The organism is Paenibacillus sp. FSL L8-0708 (assembly GCF_038009325.1).
Classification (GTDB): domain Bacteria; phylum Bacillota; class Bacilli; order Paenibacillales; family Paenibacillaceae; genus Paenibacillus_AQ; species Paenibacillus_AQ odorifer.
Genome location: NZ_JBBPBC010000001.1, coordinates 5961412 through 5983029, shown reverse-complemented (window position 1 = coordinate 5983029; position 21618 = coordinate 5961412). Strand labels below are relative to the sequence as shown.

Annotated in this window: 18 protein-coding genes; all 18 read left to right on the top strand. The window is 48.3% G+C overall.

The window, feature by feature from the left end:
* The first annotated feature begins 2 nt into the window (after nt 1-2).
* The 18 genes from addA to NYE58_RS28195 all read left to right on the top strand — a co-directional run bounded on the left by addA (nt 3) and on the right by NYE58_RS28195 (nt 21608).
* Entirely contained in the window at nt 3-4046 is a 4044-nt protein-coding gene (gene addA, locus NYE58_RS28280; protein ID WP_341004307.1) for a helicase-exonuclease AddAB subunit AddA, read from the top strand.
* 40 nt (nt 4047-4086) lie between these two features.
* Nucleotides 4087-5268, top strand: a complete 1182-nt coding sequence (locus NYE58_RS28275) for an exonuclease SbcCD subunit D (RefSeq protein ID WP_076218330.1) — start codon at nt 4087-4089, stop codon at nt 5266-5268.
* Nucleotide 5269: 1 nt separating this feature from the next.
* On the top strand, nt 5270-8686 hold the full coding sequence (locus NYE58_RS28270) for an AAA family ATPase (protein WP_341003596.1): 3417 nt from the start codon (nt 5270-5272) through the stop codon (nt 8684-8686).
* 354 nt (nt 8687-9040) lie between these two features.
* Complete coding sequence (locus NYE58_RS28265) at nt 9041-9400, top strand: histidine triad nucleotide-binding protein (protein ID WP_076218332.1); 360 nt, start codon at nt 9041-9043, stop codon at nt 9398-9400.
* Nucleotides 9401-9539: 139 nt separating this feature from the next.
* Nucleotides 9540-9713 (top strand): 30S ribosomal protein S21, encoded by a 174-nt coding sequence (gene rpsU, locus NYE58_RS28260; protein WP_036657994.1) that lies wholly within the window; start codon nt 9540-9542, stop codon nt 9711-9713.
* Between the two features lie 15 nt (nt 9714-9728).
* The gene (locus tag NYE58_RS28255; RefSeq protein ID WP_036683862.1) at nt 9729-10172 is read left to right on the top strand and encodes a GatB/YqeY domain-containing protein; all 444 of its coding nucleotides are present in this window, start codon (nt 9729-9731) and stop codon (nt 10170-10172) included.
* Nucleotides 10173-10290: 118 nt separating this feature from the next.
* Entirely contained in the window at nt 10291-11676 is a 1386-nt protein-coding gene (locus NYE58_RS28250; protein ID WP_076218333.1) for an NfeD family protein, read from the top strand.
* A gap of 55 nt (nt 11677-11731) precedes the next feature.
* Nucleotides 11732-12736, top strand: a complete 1005-nt coding sequence (gene floA / locus NYE58_RS28245; protein ID WP_036683849.1) for a flotillin-like protein FloA — start codon at nt 11732-11734, stop codon at nt 12734-12736.
* Between the two features lie 18 nt (nt 12737-12754).
* The gene (locus tag NYE58_RS28240) at nt 12755-13333 is read left to right on the top strand and encodes a hypothetical protein (protein ID WP_076128994.1); all 579 of its coding nucleotides are present in this window, start codon (nt 12755-12757) and stop codon (nt 13331-13333) included.
* 173 nt (nt 13334-13506) lie between these two features.
* Nucleotides 13507-13800: a sporulation protein YqfC gene (yqfC, locus tag NYE58_RS28235; RefSeq protein WP_036683844.1), complete on the top strand. Its 294-nt coding sequence runs from the start codon at nt 13507-13509 to the stop codon at nt 13798-13800.
* Nucleotides 13797-14978 (top strand): sporulation protein YqfD, encoded by a 1182-nt coding sequence (gene yqfD, locus NYE58_RS28230; protein ID WP_076128997.1) that lies wholly within the window; start codon nt 13797-13799, stop codon nt 14976-14978. Before yqfC ends, yqfD begins: the two co-directional genes overlap by 4 nt.
* A 15-nt stretch (nt 14979-14993) precedes the next feature.
* Nucleotides 14994-15965, top strand: coding sequence for a PhoH family protein (locus NYE58_RS28225; RefSeq protein WP_036683834.1), 972 nt, complete (start codon nt 14994-14996; stop codon nt 15963-15965).
* Nucleotides 15966-15979: 14 nt separating this feature from the next.
* On the top strand, nt 15980-18235 hold the full coding sequence (locus NYE58_RS28220; RefSeq protein WP_076128999.1) for an HD family phosphohydrolase: 2256 nt from the start codon (nt 15980-15982) through the stop codon (nt 18233-18235).
* Nucleotides 18232-18729: an rRNA maturation RNase YbeY gene (ybeY, locus tag NYE58_RS28215; protein ID WP_341003595.1), complete on the top strand. Its 498-nt coding sequence runs from the start codon at nt 18232-18234 to the stop codon at nt 18727-18729. The genes NYE58_RS28220 and ybeY overlap by 4 nt, the downstream gene beginning before the upstream one ends.
* On the top strand, nt 18729-19124 hold the full coding sequence (locus NYE58_RS28210) for a diacylglycerol kinase family protein (RefSeq protein WP_076129003.1): 396 nt from the start codon (nt 18729-18731) through the stop codon (nt 19122-19124). Before ybeY ends, NYE58_RS28210 begins: the two co-directional genes overlap by 1 nt.
* 241 nt (nt 19125-19365) lie before the next feature.
* The gene (locus NYE58_RS28205) at nt 19366-19785 is read left to right on the top strand and encodes a cytidine deaminase (RefSeq protein WP_076221046.1); all 420 of its coding nucleotides are present in this window, start codon (nt 19366-19368) and stop codon (nt 19783-19785) included.
* A 672-nt stretch (nt 19786-20457) separates the two neighbouring features.
* The gene (era, locus tag NYE58_RS28200) at nt 20458-21351 is read left to right on the top strand and encodes a GTPase Era (protein WP_036683823.1); all 894 of its coding nucleotides are present in this window, start codon (nt 20458-20460) and stop codon (nt 21349-21351) included.
* A gap of 113 nt (nt 21352-21464) precedes the next feature.
* The gene (locus NYE58_RS28195) at nt 21465-21608 is read left to right on the top strand and encodes a YqzL family protein (protein ID WP_076098533.1); all 144 of its coding nucleotides are present in this window, start codon (nt 21465-21467) and stop codon (nt 21606-21608) included.
* Nucleotides 21609-21618 lie beyond the last annotated feature (10 nt).

The window sequence follows — 21618 nt, the reverse complement described above, 5'->3', positions numbered from 1 at the left end:
GTATGAAGGCTGAAATAGAAGCGAAACCGGAAGGAAGTATATGGAGTGATGACCAGTGGCGCGCCATTGCGGAGAGCGGTGATGACATCCTCGTTGCTGCGGCAGCAGGTTCCGGCAAGACGGCGGTGCTGGTAGAACGGATTATTCGAAAGATCAGTAAGGAAGAGAACGGCTTCAGTGTAGACAGGCTACTAGTAGCCACGTTTACCAAAGCTGCGGCTGCCGAAATGCGGCAGCGGATCAGGGAAGCCCTTGATCGGGAGCTGGAGGAGAACGGGGAGAACGACCATTTGCGCCGTCAGCTATCCCTGCTGGGCAAAGCTTCGATTACAACGTTGCACTCCTTCTGTCTGGAAGTGATCCGGCGTTATTATCAAATGATTCCGATTGATCCGGGTTTCCGCATATTAAATGAGCATGAAGCGGAGATGATGCGGCAGGAGCTGCTTGAAGAGTTGCTGGAGGAAAAGTACGGTGAGGTAGGTGCGGATGGCGAGGATAGCATATTTGTGCAGCTCGCTGATTGGTTCAGTGGTGAACGCAGTGATGATGCAGTGCATGCGCTCATACAGCGATTGCATGATTACGCCCGCAGCCATCCTTGGCCAGCGCAATGGCTCCGTGATACTGCAGCTGATTTCTCATTGCCAGACACCGAAAGTCTGGGTGGAACGCCATGGGTGCTGAGCATTCTTGAAGAAGCGAAGCTGACACTTGCGGGTGCAGCCAGTCAGCTGATGCAAGGCCGGGAGATTGCACTACAACCGGGTGGTCCGGCACCCTATGCTGAGAATTTAACCACTGATCTTGAGATGGTAAATGCACTGCAGGATGCCGTTAACGAACGACCTTGGGCAGAATTATATGATATTTTTATGGAAGTATATTTTGGAAAATTAAAGGCTTGTAAGAAGGATTCGACAGATCCTGGACTGCAGGAGATGGTGAAGGAACTGCGCGACAGTGTGAAGAAGAGTATTTTAGATCTTCAGAAAGCATTGTTTGGCCGTCCGCCTGAGGTTTTTTTGAAAGAGCTGAACGAAGCGGCTCCACTGATGGCAGAGCTTGCAGAGACAGTGATAGCATTCGGTGAACGTTATAGAATTGAAAAAGCAGGAAGAGGTCTAGTCGACTTCAGTGATTTGGAGCATTATTGTCTGCAAATTCTACGCCATCCGGACTCTACGCCCGGTCATTCCCTGCCTTCTGATGCAGCTATGGAATACCGTGCTCAATTCGATGAGGTTCTGCTGGATGAGTATCAGGATACGAATAGTGTGCAAGAGGAGATTGTGCGGCTAATATCCCGTGAAACACCCGGTAACCGGTTTATGGTCGGAGATATGAAGCAAAGTATCTATCGATTCCGTCTGGCGGAGCCGGGGCTATTCCTGGATAAATACCGCAGCTTTGGCTCACACCCAATCGATGATCCATCTGAAATTACTAATGAATCGTCTAGCGGTTCGGTTATCGATCTGGCCCGTAATTTTCGCAGTCGCATGGAGGTTGTGAATGCCGTTAATATGATCTTCCGGCAGATTATGAATGAGACGGTAGCGGAGATTAATTATGACGAACGCGCTGAGCTTGTTTACGGAGCGAATTTCCCAGGTGCAGCAGAGAAGGGTCCTGATACCTTTTTTGCACCGGAGTTATTATTGATAGATCGTGGTTCAACAGCAGGGAAGTCAGAAGAGACTTCTGAAGACGGTGAGGCGCCACTTCAGGAGAGTGAAGCCATTGAGAGCGAGACGGCGCAGCTGGAAGCACGGGCAATTGCCCGGCGTATTTCACAAATGACGGGGATGACCGGTGGATCGCCGCTGCTTATCTACGATAAAGGACTCAAGATTATGCGCCCGGTTATTTACGGTGATATCGTAATCCTGCTTCGCTCGGCAAGAATCTGGACCCCTCTAATCATCGAAGAGCTTCGGATGGAAGGAATCCCTGCTTATGGTGATCTGAATAAAGGTTATTTTGAAGCTACAGAAGTGGAAATTGCACTCTCCCTCTTAAAAATAGTTGATAATCCTCAGCAGGACATTCCGCTGGCTGGCGTACTTCGTTCACCTGTGGTCGGATTAACGGAAGAAGAATTGGCTACGGTGCGTATGTGTAGTCAGGGTCCTTATTTTCAAGCAGTACAGATGGCGGTGGATATGCAAGATGCAAAAGAGGCTGAAGAAGAGTATGACCTCTTCTCGGCTCATGTGATTGAATCCGCAAGCACCGTCGAGAATAATGTTTTACCTGATAAAGATCTGCCGCAGATCAGTCCAGAACTGAAGCGCAAGCTTAGACATTTCCTAGAACAGCTGGAAAGCTGGAGAAATGCGGCTAGACAAGGTAGTCTCAGTGAGCTGATCTGGCGTATCTATGGGGAGAGCGGCTATCTGGAATGGGTTGGAGGACTGCCTGGAGGCTCGCAGCGCCAGAACAATCTTAAAGCTTTGTATGATCGGGCTGTGCAATTTGAGAATGACACCGCAGCGCGTGGATTGTTCCGTTTTCTGGTGTTCATTTCACGGCTTCGTGAGAACGGCGGAGATCTGGGTGTAGCTGGCGGTGGCGGTGAAGAAGGCAATGGCGTCAGAATCATGACCATCCATAAATCCAAAGGGCTGGAGTTCCCTGTTGTTTTTGTAGCCGGGATGGCAAAACAGTTCAATCGACAAGATTTGCATTCGCCATTTCTTATGCACAAAGAGCTTGGCTTTGGGCCGCGTTTTGTGGAACGGGAAACGCGAGTTAGCTACCCAACACTTCCTTATCTGGCTATTAACCGGCGTACACGGCTTGAATTATTAGCGGAGGAGATGCGTGTATTATATGTAGCGTTAACTCGTCCGAGAGATAAAATGATTCTAGTAGGCACTGTAAGAGATTTGCCGCGCAAAATCGCTAGCTGGAGCAGCGTACAGAACCGGGATGAGCTGCTGCTTGCAGATCATCTGCTGGCCCGAGGGCGCAGCTATTTGGACTGGGTTGGACCGGCATTGATCCGGCACCCTGCGGCGGCGATTCTTCGTAAGCTGGGCGGTTCAGAAGGTACCGTCTCCACGGTGCTGCACAACGATGTCTCCAACTGGAGCATCAGTGTGCAAAATGCTTCCGAACTTAATTCTGGGGCGTTCCTGCCAACGGATCAGACTGAAGAGAAGGTAGAGGAACGGCAAGCTGTACTCGAAGCACTGCATAAGGGTGAAGCTGTAAATATATATGAAACAGAGACTAGCGATGAAATTGCTAGAAGACTGGAATGGAATTATCCGTATGCGGCAGCCTCAGGTATTCCGGCTAAAACTTCTGTTACGGAGTTAAAAGCGTTGTTGTCGTTGCAGGAGCAGCCCTCTTTTGATCTGCTGGAAGAAGGCAATTCTACAACCTCAATAGAAACCGATAAACGTCCAAGTGTTGCAGGTGCGGACAGTCTTCATTTGCGGCGTCCAAAATTTATGGAAAAACGCAGTCTAACCCCAGCGGAACGCGGGACAGCATACCATACAGTCATGCAGCATATTCCGCTGGAGGGTTCAGTTGATCCTAGGGTTGTGGAAGAAACCTTAGCCCGACTTCAGAGAGTGGCTATTCTAACTGCTGAGCAGGTGGAGGCTGTAGCTCCCGATCAGATAGAAGCTTTTTATACTAATGAACTGGGACGTAGATTAATAGCTTCTTCTTGGAAGCTTAGAGAAATGCCGTTCAGTTATATGGTTCCCGCAGGTGAGGCTTATCGAGGGCTCGATTATATGAATGAAGCCGTCTCGGAGCTTTCCCCTGAGAACAATAAGGAAGGCTTTAGTGAGGCTGTACTGATTCAAGGGGTCATTGACTGCCTGTTCCGTGAAGAGGACCGGATTATTCTGCTAGACTATAAGACGGACTCTGTATTAGAACATCAGGGCGGCTTAGAGGCACTTAAGGAAAAATATCGTTTTCAGCTAGAGTTATACAGCAAGGCATTACATGATATTTTGGGAGAACCGATCAGCGAGATTTGGCTGTACTTTTTTGACGGCGATCATGCTGTGAAATTATAAATTATTCATTGCCGCATAGGAGCGGGGAAAGAGGACGAAGATGCGGATATTGCATACGGGGGATTGGCACTTGGGCCGTACGCTGGAGGGAAGAAGCCGCCAGAAGGAGCAAGAGCAGTTCATAGATGAATTGGTGGAGATCGCCGATTTTCATAAGGCGGATTTGATTATGATGGCGGGAGATGTGTACGATTCCGTTAATCCGCCAGCGGCTTCGGAGCAATTATTCTATGAGGCTGCTGCCAGGCTGACTTCAGGGGGCAGGCCCCTTGTGGTGATTGCCGGCAATCATGACCAACCGGAGCGCGTATCTTCAGTCTCCCCGCTTGTATTAAGGCAGGGGATTACCTTGGTAGGACTTCCAACCTCAGAGCCAGTGACAGTTCATGCTGCGCGGACAGGTGAGATTGCCAAAATCGCAGCCCTTCCCTATCCCTCTGAGGCACGTCTCGGTGAGTTGCTTGCTGGGGACAGCGGGGAAGAGGAGCTTCGACTAGCTTACAGCGCACGGGTAGGCAAACTTATGCAACTGTTGGGACGGGAATTTACGCCACAAACCGTGAATTTGGCGATGAGCCATATTTATGTGCTTGGAGGTGTAGAGAGTGATTCGGAACGCCCAATTCAGGTGGGCGGGGCTTACACTGTAGACCCTTCTGCTTTATCCTGTGGAGCGCAATATACTGCACTAGGCCATCTTCATCGCGCTCAGCGTGTAAAAGGGGAAGGGATGATCCGTTATAGCGGATCCCCGCTGGCATATAGCTTTTCGGAAGCAGGACAAGCCAAGTCGGTGACGCTGATTGATGTTGCGCCGGGCGGTGAGCCGACCTTCGAAGAAATCTATCTTCGCTGTGGGCGTCCACTTGTAAGATGGAGCTCTACGGGGGGATTGCAAGAGGTATATAACTGGTTGGATGAAGGTAGAGATGCTTCCGCTTTTATAGATTTGGAGATTCGGCTCAGTGAAGCTATGTCGATGAATGATATTCAGCGCCTGCGTAAATCACGTGAGGGGATCATTCATATTCGTCCGATTTATCCGCAAATGGAGCTGGAGCTCGAACAAATTTCCCGTTCACGTATGCCTGTACAAGAATTGTTCCGTAAATTCTATCAGCGCCAGACGGGCGGGGCGGAGCCGGAGGATCGTTTGATTGAGCTGTTCTTACAGCTAACCGAAGAAGAACGGCAGCAGCCGGAGGAAGGAGAGGAGAACTAAGGTGAAGCCTATTTTATTAAAAGTGGCAGGATTGCAGAGTTATAGAGAAATGCAGGAAATAGATTTTGAAAGTCTGTGTGAGACCGGGCTGTTTGGGATTTTTGGACCTACGGGCAGCGGCAAGTCCAGTTTGCTGGATGCTATTACTTTGGCGATGTATGGCAAAGTGGAGCGCGCCGTTAATGGAACACAGGGGATTATGAATCACTCTGAGGATTCACTCAGCGTGGCGTTTACCTTTGAGCTCACTTCTTCCGCTGGGGCACATCGTTATCGCGTTGAACGTAAGTTCAAGCGGACAGGTGAGCAAACAGTCAGTAACACCATTAGCCGTTTCATTGAAGTTACACCTGACGGGGATAACGTTATGGCGGATAAACTCGCAGATGTTACACGTTGTGTGGAAGAGCATATTGGGCTCAAAATGGATGACTTCACGCGAGCAGTTGTATTGCCGCAGGGGAAATTCGCCGAATTCTTATCGCTTCGGGGCGTAGACCGCCGACAAATGCTGCAGCGCCTGTTCCATTTGGAACAGTATGGCGATCAGCTTGCGTTGAAGCTTAGCCGACGGGTGAAGGAGAATGAGGCTGCGCTCCGCGCACTCGAAGCGGAGCAGCAGGGGCTTGGCAGCGCAGGCAAAGAGGATGTAAAGGCAGCGGCGGAGCGCCTCGAACAAGCAGCCCAGCATGCTGCGGAATGCCGCCGCAAGCTGGAGGCGGCGCTGCAGGTCGCGGAGCGTTTCACGCGCATTCGCGAGCTGCAAGAGGAACGTACCCGCCGCGAATTGCAGCGGCAGGGACTGCTCTCCAAGGAGGAGGAGGTTCTCCTCCTTGAACGGAAGCTCGGCCAAGCTGACGAGGCCGAGGCTAGGCTTCCCGCGCTGAAAGCATGGCGAAGCGCGGAAGACGCCTTCAAGAGCCGATTGACCCGCGCGGAGGGCCAAGAGGTGCTTGCCGCCGCTGCCGAGCAGGAGGCGGCGCATGCCGCTGCGGCCGCAGCTGCCGCGCAGGCCGCGCTTGCGGCGGAAGAGCCGGCCCTCCGGCAGGGGGCCGACACCTACCGCCGCGCGCTCGAGCTCGAGTCCGAGCTCGGCGCCCTGCGGCGCGAACTCGCGGCTCTGCACGAGCGCCGCGAAGAGGCCTCCCGCAAGCTGACGCAGCTGCGGGAGGGCATGGCCCGGGAGCGTGAGCTTTTGGCCAAGGGCCAAAAGCGCCAGCAAGAGCTGCAGCAGAGCTTGCAGCCGCTCGGTGTCCGCTCCCAGGAGCGGCAGTCTCTGCAAGAAGCGATGCAGAGACTGCAAGGGCTGCACTCCGCCGAATCCCAGTGGGATTCGGCGGAGAAGGAGCGCCGCGAGCGTGCCACTACACTCGCGGCTGCGCAGGCGCGCCTCGCGGAGGCCGAGGGCCGTCGCGAGCAGCAGGAAGCTTCTCGCGGGCAGCTGATCCGCGAGGCGGCGCTGCATCAAGAGAAGCTGCTGGCGACAGAAGAAGCTGCGTGCACCGCAGCAGAAAGTCTGGAGCAACATATCAGTTCTTTGGAAGCAGCCCTCAAGGGGCATGAGTTGCACAGACTCTCGCTTGGATTGGCTAAAGAATTGGAAGCAGGACAACCTTGCCCTGTATGTGGCAGCGAAAACCACCCGGCCCCTGCTGTATTGCAGGATAACGTAGAGCAACAGGAACTGGAGTTAAAACTTCAACAGGCGCGTGTGTTGTCCAGACGTGCTTTGGAAGCACGCCATATGTTCCGGGGTCTGCGGGAGCAGGACCTGGTTTGGCTGGAGCAGGTGTTTGGTGATGGAGCTTTTGATACGGTAAATCATCCTGCAGCGGCAGGCTCAGAAGTCAGCACTACTGAGGTTTCCTCTACCGATATGTCCATTCCAGATGAAAAGGCTTTGGCAGAACTTGATGCTGCATTTTTAGCATTAAAAAGCCAGTCTGGAGAACTGCGCCGTTCAGCGATACAGTGGCAGCAATCGATGCAGGAAGTTCAGCAGCTATGCCTCAAAGAAGCAGCGGGTGCCGAAGGTGAGCGAAGCTGGGTAGAAGGCCTAACCGCCAAAGCCGAGGAACTGAGTGGCCAACTAACCGCTTTGCGGCAGAACTGGGTACAGCAGTTCCCTGATTTGGCACCGGAAGAGGTAGAAAAAGCTTATCGTGAGCTGTTAGCCAAGGATGCTCAAGCTGAGGAAATTAGATCCCGACTGGAAATCAGTGTCAAGTTTCTGGATGAGAAAAGCGCTTCGGTGCAGAATCTTCAGGAGACCATCACCGGACTCGATAAAGAGCTTACTCAGTGGAATACACAGATGGAAGGCAAAGAAGAATTGCAGCGTGAAAAAGAACGGCGTCTTTTAGAGTGGACTAATGGCCGCGCTGCTGCCCCTCTTCTAGCAGAGTGTGAGCGTCGTCTGCAGGAATTGTTAGCAGCTGTGGAGACCAGCCAACGATTACATCTCACGGCAGCGGAAAAAGCGCAGCATGAGATCAAGGAGGCAGCGATTACCCGCCAGGCTGCAGAATCTGCTCGAGAGCATTATGTGACTTCAAGCCATCTGTGGGAGCAAAGCTTAACCTCTTCACCTTTTAGTTCCGCCGCTGAGGTTGAAGGAGCAGCTCTCGCACCTGAAGAGCGGGAAATTTCTTCTTCTCGGGTACATGCCCATCGTGCGGAAGAAGCTGAAGTCTCATTGCAGCTGCGCAATATTGAAGAGAAGCTTGACGGAGCCAGCTTAAGTGATGAGGAGTGGCAAGTTAGCCAGGAGAGCTTAAGCGTGTGTAAGTCAGAGGATGAAATGTCGCTGCAAGCAAGAGCGCGCGCAGAGCGAGATCTGGAGGATCTGCGGCATCGGCATATTCGCTGGATGGAGCTCGAAGCCCAGCGGCTAGAACATGCTTCTCTACAGGATCATTTGTCCAAATTGCAGACGGTTTTACGTGGAAATGCTTTTGTTGAGTATATTGCGGAGGAACAATTGATGCAGGTATGCCAGTCTGCTTCCCAGCGGCTTCGTTTCCTGAGCAAACAGCGTTATGCGCTGGAGGTTGATTCGGGTGGTGGCTTTGTAATCCGTGATGATGGAAACGGTGGTGTAAGAAGACCGGTCTCCACGCTTTCCGGCGGAGAGACGTTCTTAACTTCCTTGTCACTTGCACTTGCACTTTCGGCACAGATTCAGCTGCGGGGACAGTATCCATTGCAATTTTTCTTTTTGGACGAAGGCTTTGGTACGCTGGATCCGGAATTGCTCGATACGGTAATTACCTCACTGGAAAGACTGCATAACGACCAACTGTCTGTCGGCATTATCAGCCATGTTCCAGAGCTTCGGGCACGACTGCCACGCAAGCTGGTAGTAGTACCTGCTGAACAGGGTGGAGGGGGATCTCGGATCCTTTTGGAAAAAATGTGAAGATCTATAATGTGTGTGATTCTTATCACAGATACAGTATCAACGCGCTGTTATAATACAGCTAAGCCGACATTACTTTAGAAACACCTCGGCGGACGTATGGCAGGGAATGAACTCCTTTTCATACGTCCGCCGCCGAATCAGCTTTATAAGCTGTGAAGGGTGTTTCTCTTTTTTTTGTCTTTTTTAGGCCTAACGGTGTTGATATATTTATTTAATGGTTCATTCTGTAACAGATACAGTTTAGGGCAGATTATGCTGAGTTTGCTTGCTGCTTTCGTATTTGATGATTATCCTGTATGATTATCTTATGATGAAGTGGAATTTCACCAATTTTTAGGAGGCAAGCACTCTATGGAGACCGTGTTTAGCAAAATTATTGAGGGTACTATTCCTTCCAAAAAAGTATTTGAGAATGAACGTATTCTTGCATTTTACGACATCGAGCCGGCTGCACCGGTACATGTGTTGATCATTCCCAAGAAGTTCATTGCTTCAATGAATGATGTTACACCTGAGGATCTTCCGCTAATTGCTGAAATCCACAGTGTAGCCCAACAGATCGCCAAAGACCTTGAAATTGCTGAGTCTGGTTATCGTTTAATCAATAATTGCGGACCTGATAGTGGACAAGCTGTGCCTCATCTTCATTATCACCTGCTGGGTGGAGCCAAGCTGGGTGCGCTCACTGGAAACTCAGCTTCGCACGCATAGCATAATCATTTAATGTTGAAGAACTTGCCAGAAAAAAGAATAGCACGAAGGTTGACACGTTATTTCCGTTTGACCTATAATGGAGTTTGATAAACCGTGTTATGCTCTTGGACGGTATGGTCGGAGGGAGGGGAAACCTGTGTCTGAAACGAAAGTTCGCAAAAACGAGACAATTGATGCTGCACTTCGTCGCTTTAAACGTTCCATCGCAAAAGATGGTGTCTTGGCTGAGGTGAAGAAACGCAAACATTACGAAAAGCCGAGCGTTAAGAAAAAGCTGAAGTCTGAGGCTGCTCGTAAGAGAAAGTTTTAGGAGGATTACCCACGCATGAATCTTAGCGAGAGATTGAACGAAGATATGAAGCAAGCGATGAAGAGTAAGGACAAGTTCACGCTCTCCACGATTCGAATGGTTCGTTCTACAATAAAGTATCTTGAAATAGATCTGAAGAGAACATTGGACGACAACGAAGTGCTTGATATCCTTAGTCGTGAAATCAAACAGCGCAAAGATGCCCTCCAAGAATTTGAATCAGCGGGTCGCGACGAGCTTGCCGCGAGTACAAAAGCAGAAATCGAGATTATTATTAAATATCTTCCCGAGCAACTTTCCGAAGAAGAAATTAAAGTAATTGTACAGCAGACCATCCAGGAAACCGGTGCTTCTTCGAAGAGCGAAATGGGGAAGGTCATGAGCGCACTGATGCCTAAGGTCAAAGGTCGCGCTGATGGTAAACTCGTGAACCAGGCGGTTCTGCAATTTCTGCAATAATATAGCACTAGCACCCCTTGCAAAAGGGGTGCTTTTCTATGTTATGAAACGTAAATCCAATTTCAGCGTATTAAGGGTTATGAGTTCTGGGTCAAGCTAAAGAAGGGAGGTAAAATCATTGAGAAGATTACGGAAAATACTGTTAGCTAGCATTCCTGTGGTCCTGCTGTTACTCCTCCTGACACCCTTTGCAACGAATGTAAGCGCTGACGGGGCAGCCCCGAAAACACCGGGGGTTACGAACAGTGAGCTGAAAAAAGGTCCCGTGTTTATTATTCCGGTAGATCAAAAGATTGAACGGGGTTTGCAAAGCTTTTTGGAAAGAGGATTTGAAGAAGCCGCTAATTATGGAGCAGTCCTTATTCTACTAGAGGTCGATACACCTGGAGGGCTGGTGAAATCGGCAGAAGAGATTGGGACGATGGTAAGAGAGAGTGAAATACCAACAGCTGCCTATATTAAAGGTGATGCCGCTTCTGCAGGCAGTTACATAGCACTTAATGCAGGTGCAATAATCATGAAGCCGGGCAGTATGATCGGCTCCGCTTCCTTGGTAGACATGAATGGTCAAAAAGTCGATGATGCCAAAATGATATCCTACTGGAGATCTAAAATGATCGGCGCTGCTGCTCTGAATGATCGTGATCCAGACATTGCTGCTGGAATGGTGGATAGTAATTTGGTCGTGGATAAGCCAGAGCTTGGAGTGACTAAGACACAGGGAGAAATCATTGCCTTGTCTAGTGAAGAAGCTTTAAAAGCTGGTTACGCTGATCAAATTACAGATACCCCTGAAGAAGCAATTCAGTGGCTTGGATATACTACAGACGACATCTTTCGCGTAGAGCATACCGGTGCGGAAAAAATGTCGCAATTTCTGACCAATCCGATTATTATGACGATTCTGCTGTTCATTGGGATTACAGGCGTTGTCATTGAACTGATTGTTCCAGGCTTTGGTGCGCCAGGAATTATCGGGACGTTGGCTTTTGTGTTATATTTCTTCGGCAACTATGTTGCAGGATTCGCCGGAGCGGAAACTTGGCTCTTGTTTATCATTGGGCTTGTCATGCTTGTGCTGGAGCTCTTTGTGCCTAGCTTCGGAATATTGGGGCTCCTAGGCTCTGTCAGCCTTGTAGCGGGTGTTGTACGAGCTGCTTACAGCTATAAGCATGCACTGCTCAGTCTAGGTATCTCTTTCGTAGCTGCGACTATAGTTGTAGTAATTGTTGCGGTCATTTTTAAAGAACGAGGGATATGGAACAGATTTATTTTGAAGGAAAGCCTTACTAAAGATCAGGGATTTGTGCCTGTAGAAGAGAAGCTTAGCTTATTAGGCACTACAGGAACCAGTATTACTCCACTTCGTCCCTCAGGAACGGCTATGATAGGCGGCGAACGTGTGGATGTTGTTACAGAAGGTAGTTTTATTAGTGCTAATGCACCTGTCTCTGTTATTAAAGTAGAGGGCGGACGGATTGTTGTGAAAGAAATCAAGGAATAAGGTAAACACTGGAACCAATAATAGTTCTACAACAAATTTACGGAGGTTATATAGTATGGGTGAAGCATCTTTGATTCCTATTCTGTTCATCGCGGTAGTGGTGATTATTGTATTGAGCGTGTTTTTAAGTTTCTTCCCGGTTATGCTCTGGATTTCAGCATTAGCATCGGGCGTTAGAATCAGTATTATTACGCTGGTGGCGATGAGACTGCGTCGTGTAACCCCAAGTCGTATCGTTAACCCAATGATTAAAGCGACTAAGGCAGGTCTTGGACTGAACATTAATCAACTGGAGAGTCACTATCTCGCAGGTGGTAACGTAGACCGTGTTGTTAATGCGCTTATTGCAGCACAACGTGCAGATATTCCTTTGGAATTTACTCGCGCAGCAGCCATTGATCTTGCAGGACGTGATGTGCTGCAGGCTGTGCAAATGAGCGTTAACCCTCGTGTAATTGAGACACCGGTTGTTGCGGCTGTTGCTAAGAACGGGATTGAAGTTAAGGTAAAAGCGCGCGTAACTGTTCGCGCCAATATCGACCGCCTCGTGGGTGGTGCGGGTGAAGAAACGATTATTGCCCGTGTTGGTGAAGGGATTGTAACGACAGTAGGTTCGAGTGATTCCCATAAAGATGTCCTTGAGAACCCGGATTTGATTTCGCGGACGGTATTGTCCAAAGGGCTTGACTCAGGTACTGCTTTTGAGATCCTCTCCATTGATATTGCGGATATCGATGTAGGCAAGAACATCGGTGCTTATCTACAAACCGAGCAAGCAGAAGCAGATAAACGCATTGCCCAAGCCAAAGCGGAAGAACGCAGAGCGATGGCTGTCGCTCACGAGCAAGAGATGAAGGCGCGCGTAGTAGAGATGAAGGCGCTTGTTGTGGAAGCTGAATCTCAGGTGCCTATGGCAATGGCTGAGGCGCTCAGAAATGGCCAAATCGGCGTGATGGATTATATGAATATCAAAAACATCGAGGCAGATACCCAAATGCGGGGCTCTCTCGGCAAAATGAATGATCAGGACGACAATAACCGTCCTAACAATAATAAATAAAAGGGGATGTGAATCTCCATGAGCTGGATCTATATTATTGCGGTTATTATATTCGCGATCGTGTCCAATGTGAATAAAGCAACTAAAAACAAGCCCAAAGGAGCTCCTCGCGGGGGAATGCCCACTTTTGGGGGCGGAGAGGATTCTCCGCTCCGCCGGGTAAAACGCCCGGATATCGATGGAGGGCGCCAAGCGGAGTCTGGCAGTGGATTTCCTGCTCCTGTTAGCACCTCTTCCCGGCAGTCGAGGTCAGAGGATAACCGGGAGTATGATGCCTCTCCTGCCTTTCCGGAACCCGCGTATATACCAACTCCAGATTATTCTACTGGAGAAGGAATGTCTTTGGAGCATGCCGATGACGGAGTTGAATTACGCACACAAAGAATGCAAGAAGAGGTGCGGCGCCTTCAATCTGCTTTTGACGGGATAGCGGGTGCAGATACCAAAAGATCAAATAAGACTAAAAACACAAACTCACCCTCTGCGGCAGACCAGACACATGGAACAGGGAGTCGTGACGACCTGCGCAATGGTGTAGTCTGGGCAGAGATTCTGGGACCACCGCGTTCTCGTCAGCCGCATTCCACCCGAAGATAATATTTACGGATCATAGTAACAATAAAGCCTCGGTTTCCTATCTTTACGATAGGTTGCCGGGGCTTTTTTTTGCTTTTTTCACACTTGAAGGGTCCTCCTTTGTTACTTCTTCTCATAAAAAAAAGCGTTGCCGCATAAGGTGTACAGAAGGCAGGAAGGGGGAACGTCTACTTATGACCCGTATTGGCCGCAGGCTGCGGGGATGGACAAACGGGGTACTGGATCTACCACAGGACTTATTACAGGAAATGCCCCGGATCACCCTGATCGGCAATAAGGAACTGCATATTGAGAATCATCGCGGCGTGCTGCATTTTTCCTCTGGTCAGCTTAAGCTCGCGTTAGCTAAAGGATCGCTTGAAATCACGGGCGAGGGACTTGTCATCCGAAATATTCTAGGCCAGGAATTGGCTGTAGAAGGCGTTATCGGGGAGATCAGATATAACGAAAGCGAGGAGAGATCATGAAGGAGCCACCTCTGTCATCACTGCGGGGGTTCGTTACACTGCATGTGACGGGACCTCAGGTGGAGCGATTTATTAATTTCATTTCTGAAGCAGGAATCATGATTTGGGATGTGAGGCCCGCTGAGGGCGGCGCTTCCCTTAAGCTGCTTCTGGATGATTTTTATGTCCTCCGGCCGATTTTAAAAAAGACAGGCTGTCGTATGCACGTTACCGGTAGAAGCGGACTTCCATTTCTTATGGCGCGGCTGTGGAAAAGGAAATTTTTTGGCATAGGTATTTTGATGTTTGGAATTACACTTTTTATGTTATCTACGATGGTATGGAGTATTAGAGTCGAAGGGAATGAAAAAATTGCTTCTGAGGATATATTGGCTGCCGCTCGCCAGGAGGGTGTGTATCCTTTTCAGTGGATATGGCGTCTGGAGGAGCCGGACAAGCTCTCTAAGGGGCTGCTGGCCCATTTACCGGGTGTTTCTTGGATAGGGCTGCAACGGACGGGGACGAGCATCAAAATTCAGGTTGTAGAGGCTAAACAGCCCGATATCAAACCTTTGCTTAGCCAACGGCATTTAATTAGCCGAACAGATGCGGTGGTAACAGAAATATATGCGGAGCAGGGCAGACCGGTAGTAGCGCGTAATTCGCGTGTGAAAAAAGGGGATATCCTGATTTCCGGTGCTCTTGGAGACGAAGAAAATGTAGAGTATGTGGTAGCCAAGGGTGAGGTTAAGGGGTTGGTTTGGCATGAGTACAATATCGAGGTTCCGCTTGAAACAACCAATAGCACCTACACTGGGGAGCGTAAGGATCGCACCTATCTCGTGTTGGGGAAATGGGCTATTCAGCTGTGGGGTTATGGCAAATCCTCCTTTGAGAATTCAAAGACGCTCACAGAGCATGATCCGCTGTCTTGGCGCTCTATTGAGCTGCCGCTGGGCCTGATGACTGAGAAAGAAATGGAGATCAATGAAACAAAGGATACGATAACTCCAGAAGCTGGAGTAGCGAGGGGAATTGAGCGGGCGAAGAATGATATTTTAGCTCGATATGGTGTTGATAGCGTCATCAAAAGTCAAAAAGTTTTGCATGAGAAGAAAGAGAATGGTAAAGTTTATATGAAAGTGATCTTTGAAGTAGAAGAAAAAATTTCCGAAGAACTGCCAATAGTAAACAATTGAGGAGAATGAGGCTACTTGTCAGAACAGACTGCAAGCATTCGTATATCTTTGCAAAATGCGGGAGAAGCGCAATCGCTGTTTGGCCCGCAGGATGGATTCTTAAAAATCATCGAGAGTGAAATTCCCGCCATTATTGATTCGCGTGAAGCAGAGCTAACGATTCGTGGAGCTGAGCGGGAAGTAGACATGCTGGGGCAATTGTTTAATGTGCTACTGTCCCTCATTCGGAGCGGTTACATACTTACTGAACGTGATGTGCAGTACGCTGTGGAACTGGCGAAAGATTTTCGTGCTGATCAATTGCTCGATTTGTTCAAAGGAGAAATTACTACAACTTTTCGCGGAAAGCCTATCCGTGTCAAAACGGTCGGCCAGAAGCATTATGTGACAACGATCAAGAAGCGTGATATTGTATTCGGAATCGGTCCTGCAGGAACGGGGAAGACCTACTTGGCAGTGGTGCTTGCAGTTACGGCACTGAAAGAAGGTTCGGTTAAGCGTATTGTTCTTACGCGTCCCGCAGTAGAAGCAGGAGAGAGTCTAGGATTCCTTCCAGGGGATTTGCAAGAAAAGGTAGATCCATATCTGCGTCCGCTTTATGATGCATTATACGACGTTATGGGGCCCGATCAGGTGGCTAAGGCACTTGAACGGGGATTGATTGAGATTGCTCCGCTGGCTTATATGCGCGGACGTACATTGGATGATTCATTTATCATCTTGGATGAAGCGCAGAATACAACACCTGAGCAAATGAAAATGTTCCTGACTCGACTCGGCTTCGGGTCCAAAATGGTGATTACAGGTGACGTTACCCAGATTGACCTGCCCCGCGGCAAGAAATCCGGTTTGATTGAAGCCAAAGCGATTTTATCCGGCATAGAAGAACTTGGCTTTGTCTACTTCGCGGAACAGGATGTAGTACGGCATTCCCTGGTGCAGAAAATTATCGTTGCCTATGACCGCTCTGCCGAAAACCTCCAATAAAGGGGATTGTCTTCATGGCTTCAAAGCAACCATCTAAATTAAGCGGATTTGTATATACGAACAACGGATGGAAGTATAGCGCAGTGACACGCTATGCTCTTTTCCTGTTACTCGGACTAGTGTTCTACTTCAGCTTGTCGCCAGAATTGCTACCTAAGAAATATGATATTAAAGAGAATACTTACAGTGCAAAGGAAATAACGGCACCGAAACAAATTAAGGACACCAAAGCTACGTTAAAAGCGGCTGAGGAAGCAGCCGAAAGCGTATCTCCCAAGTACAAAATTATCCCGATGAGGGCAGACAACCTAGTGACCTCGCTGCTGGACCGGATAGATCGCCTCAATCAGGATGATCTGATCTCGCAAAGCGATAAGACGGGGATTTATCGTGATGAAATCCCGCAGAGAGCCAGCGATTTCATCTTGAATTTCGTAGCTTCCAATCGGGGCAGCGCTACATATTCAGATCACCTCTTGGATGAAATGCAATCTGTCATCAAAGAGCAGACCTATGTCATTCCGGAAGAGACTTACATTAAGATTCCGCGCCTGACCTCTCAGGACATTATCGAGATGAAGCCTGTCGCCCGAGATATTGTAACTAGGCTGATGAATGATCAGATTACGGATGCGCAGACCGCTCGCGCCAAGGTAGCGGAACAGGTCAGTATTAGTTCTCTAAGCCAGCGTACAGCGCGTGAGGTTGTTCAGGAGCTTGTGCGTCTTGTGATCACAAGTAACAAGTTCTACGATGAGGATGCTACCAAGGAAGCGAAGGTACAAGCCCGGGAGAACACACCTGATGTATTCATCGAGCAAGGGGACACGCTTGTTGCTAAGGGGCAGCTAATTACTCCAGAGCTCTACACTCTTTTGGATGAGAATGGACTACTAAGCAATGAGGTGAATTACTGGCCACAGTTAGGCCTATTGATTCTCTCTGCGATGCTCTCCGTCGGTTTGCTTGCGTTCATTCGTTATTCAGGCGGCACCTCAGGCTTTAAGTACAACAATTCTCAGCTATTGATGCTGGTGCTTGTATTTGTTATAACTATTATCTCTATGCGGCTGGCCGCTGTTTTGCAGACCGATGTCCGATCTTATATCGGATTCCTGGCACCGGTGGCGATTGGCGCAATGTTAATTGCAATGCTTCTGGACATGCCTTTGGCCTATTTCTGCTCCATTCTATTCAGTGTACTGGCGAGTGTTATTTTGAATGTGCAGCAGAACTCAATCTTTGATTTTAACTTTGGTTTCTTTGCTATCGTGGTTTCGTACGTGGCTATCTTTGCGACTCACCGTGCGGGTCAACGCTCCACGCTCCTTAAAGGCGGGATTATGGTATCGCTTTTTGGCTGTCTGACAGTCTTTATGCAGATACTGTTAGGTGGAGGAGCATGGAAAGAGGTAGGTACCTTGTATTCGGTTGGTTTTGCTTTTGCAGGGGGACTATTAACGGCTGTACTTGTGATTGGGCTAATGCCTTTTTTCGAGGCAACCTTTGGTATTCTATCGGCATTGAAGCTGGTAGAATTGTCTAATCCAAACCACCCGCTGCTGCGCAAACTGCTTACCGAAACGCCGGGAACCTATCACCATAGTGTAATGGTAGGTAACCTGTCAGAAGCTGCCGCGGAAGCGATTGGAGCAGATGGCTTATTATGCCGGGTTGGATCGTATTATCATGATATTGGTAAAACAAAACGTCCGTTTTATTTTATCGAGAATCAAAATAATATGGAAAATCCACATGACTCTATTGAACCGAAGCTTAGTAAATCTATCATCGTTGCCCACGCCCGTGACGGGGTGGAAATGCAACGAGAATATAAGCTGCCAAAACCAATCCGTGACATTGCGGAGCAGCATCATGGAACAACGTTCCTGCATTATTTTTACCATAAGGCACTGAAGCTGGCGGAAGAAAAAGGTGTCGATCCTGATTTTACCGAGGAAGATTTCCGTTACCCTGGACCGAAAGCCCAGTCGAAGGAAGCGGCTGTAGTGGGAATTGCAGACAGTGTCGAGGCTGCAGTGAGATCATTGCGTAAGCCAACTGTTCTGCAGGTGGAAACGATGATTGAGAAGATTATTAAAAGTCGACTGGATGATCATCAGTTTGACGAATGTGATCTGACGATTAAAGAATTGGATATTATTGCACGGACTCTGAAGGAGACGGTTATGGGAATTTTCCATTCACGGATCGAATATCCAGAAGATGTGCGTAAGCCGAAAAAAGAGGAAGGGGCACCTAACCCATGAGTTTGGAGATCGTTTGGGATAACGAGCAGGAAGAATACGAGATAAAGGACGATCTCATTACGCTGCTGGAGAGTATTTTGCAAAAAGCAGGTGAAGCGGAAGGGATCGATCGTGGCGAGGTAGCTCTTACTTTTGTCGATAATGTTCGTATACATGAGTTGAATTTGGAATACCGGGGAATTGACCGTCCGACGGATGTGCTTTCTTTTGCCATGAATGAAAGCGGAGAGGACGAGCTGGACATTATATACGAGGTAGAGGAAGGCGAGGCGCTGGAAGAAGTTCCAGACGTACTTGGGGATATAATCATTTCCGTAACTCGTGCGCAGGAGCAGGCGCTGGAATATGGCCATTCACTGGAACGAGAGCTTGGTTTTCTTTTCGTTCACGGATTTCTGCATTTGTTAGGATATGATCATCAGGATGAAGCTTCAGAAGCAGAGATGATGTCCAAGCAAGAAAAAGTACTATCTCAGGTTGGGTTGACGCGCTAATGGTGAAGAACACGGCGGTAGGGCACAAGAAGTTCTGGCACTCTTTTCGGTTTGCATCGCAAGGCTTAGTGTCGGCATTCAAATCCGAGCTTAACATGAAGGTGCATTGCTGTTTAGCGGTGGTTGTGCTAATAGCCGCTGCCGTGTTCAGACTTCCGCTGGCCAGTTGGATGTTGTTGCTGTTCTCGATCACGCTTGTCCTAACTGCCGAATTGCTCAATACGGCGATTGAAGCGACGGTTGATCTGATCTCGCCAGAGATTCATCCACTGGCTAAGAGAGCAAAAGATACCGCCGCAGGAGCTGTGCTTCTTACGGCGGTGTTTGCTGTCTTAGTCGGGATCTATGTTTTTTATCACCCTGTGATGGACTGGATTAGCGGACTTATGTCATAATCAGAATATAAAATCAATTCAGGGGAGAGGCGGACCCGCGTATTGCGATTCCGCCTCTTTCGTTACTGAATAATTTGAAGTGAGTTATGTACCCGAATATATCTCATGAAGTACACTGATAAAATTTAGCGCACGCTGAGAAAATAACGATAAACGAAACTAATTAGATGTTTACGAAGTGAGTTTTGTGCGAAGAAAAATCAATGAAGTCAATACTCACAAAACTTTAGGAGGACAATATATGGATTCTACTCTTCTTATGCAAGAGGCGATTAAAGCACGATCAAAAGCTTACATTCCATATTCCCGATTCGGAGTGGGAGCTGCCCTTCTTGATCAGGATGGTCATATTCACCACGGCTGTAATGTGGAAAATGCAGCTTTTGGCCCAACCAACTGTGCGGAACGGACAGCATTATTTCGTGCGATTGCGGACGGTCACGCTATTGGTTCTTTTAAAGCAATTGCCGTAGTAGCTGACTCGGACGGCCCAGTTTCACCTTGCGGTGTGTGCCGGCAAGTAATGATTGAGTTGTGTTCGCCGGATATGAAGGTTATTCTTGGGAACATGAAGGGTGATATCGTTGAGACTACGGTGGGAGAATTGCTTCCAGGCGCTTTTGGTCCCGTAGATCTGAAGCAAGGACAAGCTCCAGAATAAAATGAGGTTTTGATTTAATGCCTGTGCCTGTTTAAGGGCAAATCAGGCATAGTTAGACGAAGGTTGCTACTTTAATTGCACAATGTACAGTTAAATTGCTACTCTTTCGCGACAAAAATGAATTTAGTTGCAGATAGTACAATTAAATTTATGATAAAGCCCATATTTGGCTCTTAAGACAGGATTTAATTGCACAAAATACAACTAAAACACCAAAAACATAAACTCAACCTAAAATTAGTTGTACAAAGTACAATTAAAAGTGTTCTATCTACCAAGTTAGGCTAAACTGGTGCAAACTATTTGTTTTTAGAGTAACATTACGAGGTAAGCGCCACGGCAAAAGCCGCCAGCGATTCTTTGCACATCGTAACTTGAACCCTGACTGTAAGCTGCATCTCAGTAATCTTTATCTATGGTGAGCTTAATGCGAACCGTGTTAATAAGTGACAGTGTAGTGTGTCCCCAACAGGGCACAAAAGCGCTCCTGCACGACCGTCCCTCTAATCCTGCCGAACGTTGCAGGTGCCCCTATTTCCGGATGTCCAGAGGACCGGGACCCGTGGAGTCCCCTTGGGTAAGGGGGATTTAGGGGGATCTAAAAAGCTTTTAAAAAAAGATTGAATGATTGAAAAAGATTGAACTAGAAGGTAAGTATGGAAGGAAGATAATATGAAATTCAAATCAGGCTTTGTCGCAATTATCGGCAGACCAAACGTAGGTAAATCAACACTCATGAACCAGGTCATTGGCCAGAAGATTGCCATTATGTCGGATAAGCCACAGACAACCAGAAACAAAATCCATGGTGTTTACACAACAAACACTTCACAAATCGTATTCCTGGATACACCGGGAATTCATAAAAGACAGTCCAAGCTAGGCGACTACATGAACCAGACTGCAATGAGTACACTGGGTGAAGTAGAAGCTGTGTTATTCCTTGTGGATGCGTCAGAGGGCTTGGGCGGTGGAGACCGTTACATTGCCGAGCAATTAAATGGTCTGAAGACACCGGTGATTCTGGTGCTCAACAAGATCGATAAAATAGAGCCGGAAGCTCTGCTCCCGCTTATGGCTCAATATAACAAGCTTCATGATTTTGCCGAAATTATTCCGATTTCTGCGAAGATGGGCAGCAATGTTAACACGTTGTTAGAGCAGGTTGCCAAGTACTTGCCGGAAGGCCCTCAGTATTATCCGGAAGATCAAATCACGGATCACCCCGAGCAATTTGTCTGCGCGGAATTAATCCGGGAGAAAATTCTGCATTTGACTCGTGAAGAAGTGCCGCACTCTATTGCTGTAGCCATCGAAGATATGAAGGTTGAGCCTAATGGAGTGGTGCATGTTTCAGCTGTTATTTTTGTTGAGCGTGATTCGCAAAAGGGAATTATTATCGGCAAGCAAGGGGCAATGCTGAAAGAGGTCGGCAGACGGGCTCGGACAGATATTGAGAACCTGCTGGGTTCGAAGATTTTTCTGGAGCTATGGGTAAAAGTGAAAAAAGATTGGCGCAATCAGGACCGCGTTCTGCGGGATTTGGGCTTCCATAAAGACCTTTAAGTTAATTCCGTTATTCCTCGTTTGGTAGGAATTGCAAGGATAGAACCTGCTCCATCGCACCATCCTAATTCTTGATAAGAGACATCGTCTTTCCCAAGAAAGGATGAATACGAATGCGAAACTTTTCGTGGAAGTATTTTGCAATGACAGGAGACGTCGATGCTTACCTGCTGTATAAGGAAGCTGGCCATCCGCTTGAAGATAGTGGATTACAGCTAGTGGAGGAAGAGAAGGCCTGTGATGAAGAAGCGCAATAAGGATTGGTTG

Coding starts and splice junctions, on each gene's coding strand:
- addA (WP_341004307.1), top strand. CDS start 3: ATGAAGGCTGAAATAGAAGCGAAACCGGAAGGAAGTATATGGAGTGAT.
- NYE58_RS28275 (WP_076218330.1), top strand. CDS start 4,087: ATGCGGATATTGCATACGGGGGATTGGCACTTGGGCCGTACGCTGGAG.
- NYE58_RS28265 (WP_076218332.1), top strand. CDS start 9,041: ATGGAGACCGTGTTTAGCAAAATTATTGAGGGTACTATTCCTTCCAAA.
- NYE58_RS28255 (WP_036683862.1), top strand. CDS start 9,729: ATGAATCTTAGCGAGAGATTGAACGAAGATATGAAGCAAGCGATGAAG.
- floA (WP_036683849.1), top strand. CDS start 11,732: ATGGGTGAAGCATCTTTGATTCCTATTCTGTTCATCGCGGTAGTGGTG.
- NYE58_RS28240 (WP_076128994.1), top strand. CDS start 12,755: ATGAGCTGGATCTATATTATTGCGGTTATTATATTCGCGATCGTGTCC.
- yqfC (WP_036683844.1), top strand. CDS start 13,507: ATGACCCGTATTGGCCGCAGGCTGCGGGGATGGACAAACGGGGTACTG.
- yqfD (WP_076128997.1), top strand. CDS start 13,797: ATGAAGGAGCCACCTCTGTCATCACTGCGGGGGTTCGTTACACTGCAT.
- NYE58_RS28220 (WP_076128999.1), top strand. CDS start 15,980: ATGGCTTCAAAGCAACCATCTAAATTAAGCGGATTTGTATATACGAAC.
- ybeY (WP_341003595.1), top strand. CDS start 18,232: ATGAGTTTGGAGATCGTTTGGGATAACGAGCAGGAAGAATACGAGATA.
- NYE58_RS28210 (WP_076129003.1), top strand. CDS start 18,729: ATGGTGAAGAACACGGCGGTAGGGCACAAGAAGTTCTGGCACTCTTTT.
- NYE58_RS28205 (WP_076221046.1), top strand. CDS start 19,366: ATGGATTCTACTCTTCTTATGCAAGAGGCGATTAAAGCACGATCAAAA.
- era (WP_036683823.1), top strand. CDS start 20,458: ATGAAATTCAAATCAGGCTTTGTCGCAATTATCGGCAGACCAAACGTA.
- NYE58_RS28195 (WP_076098533.1), top strand. CDS start 21,465: ATGCGAAACTTTTCGTGGAAGTATTTTGCAATGACAGGAGACGTCGAT.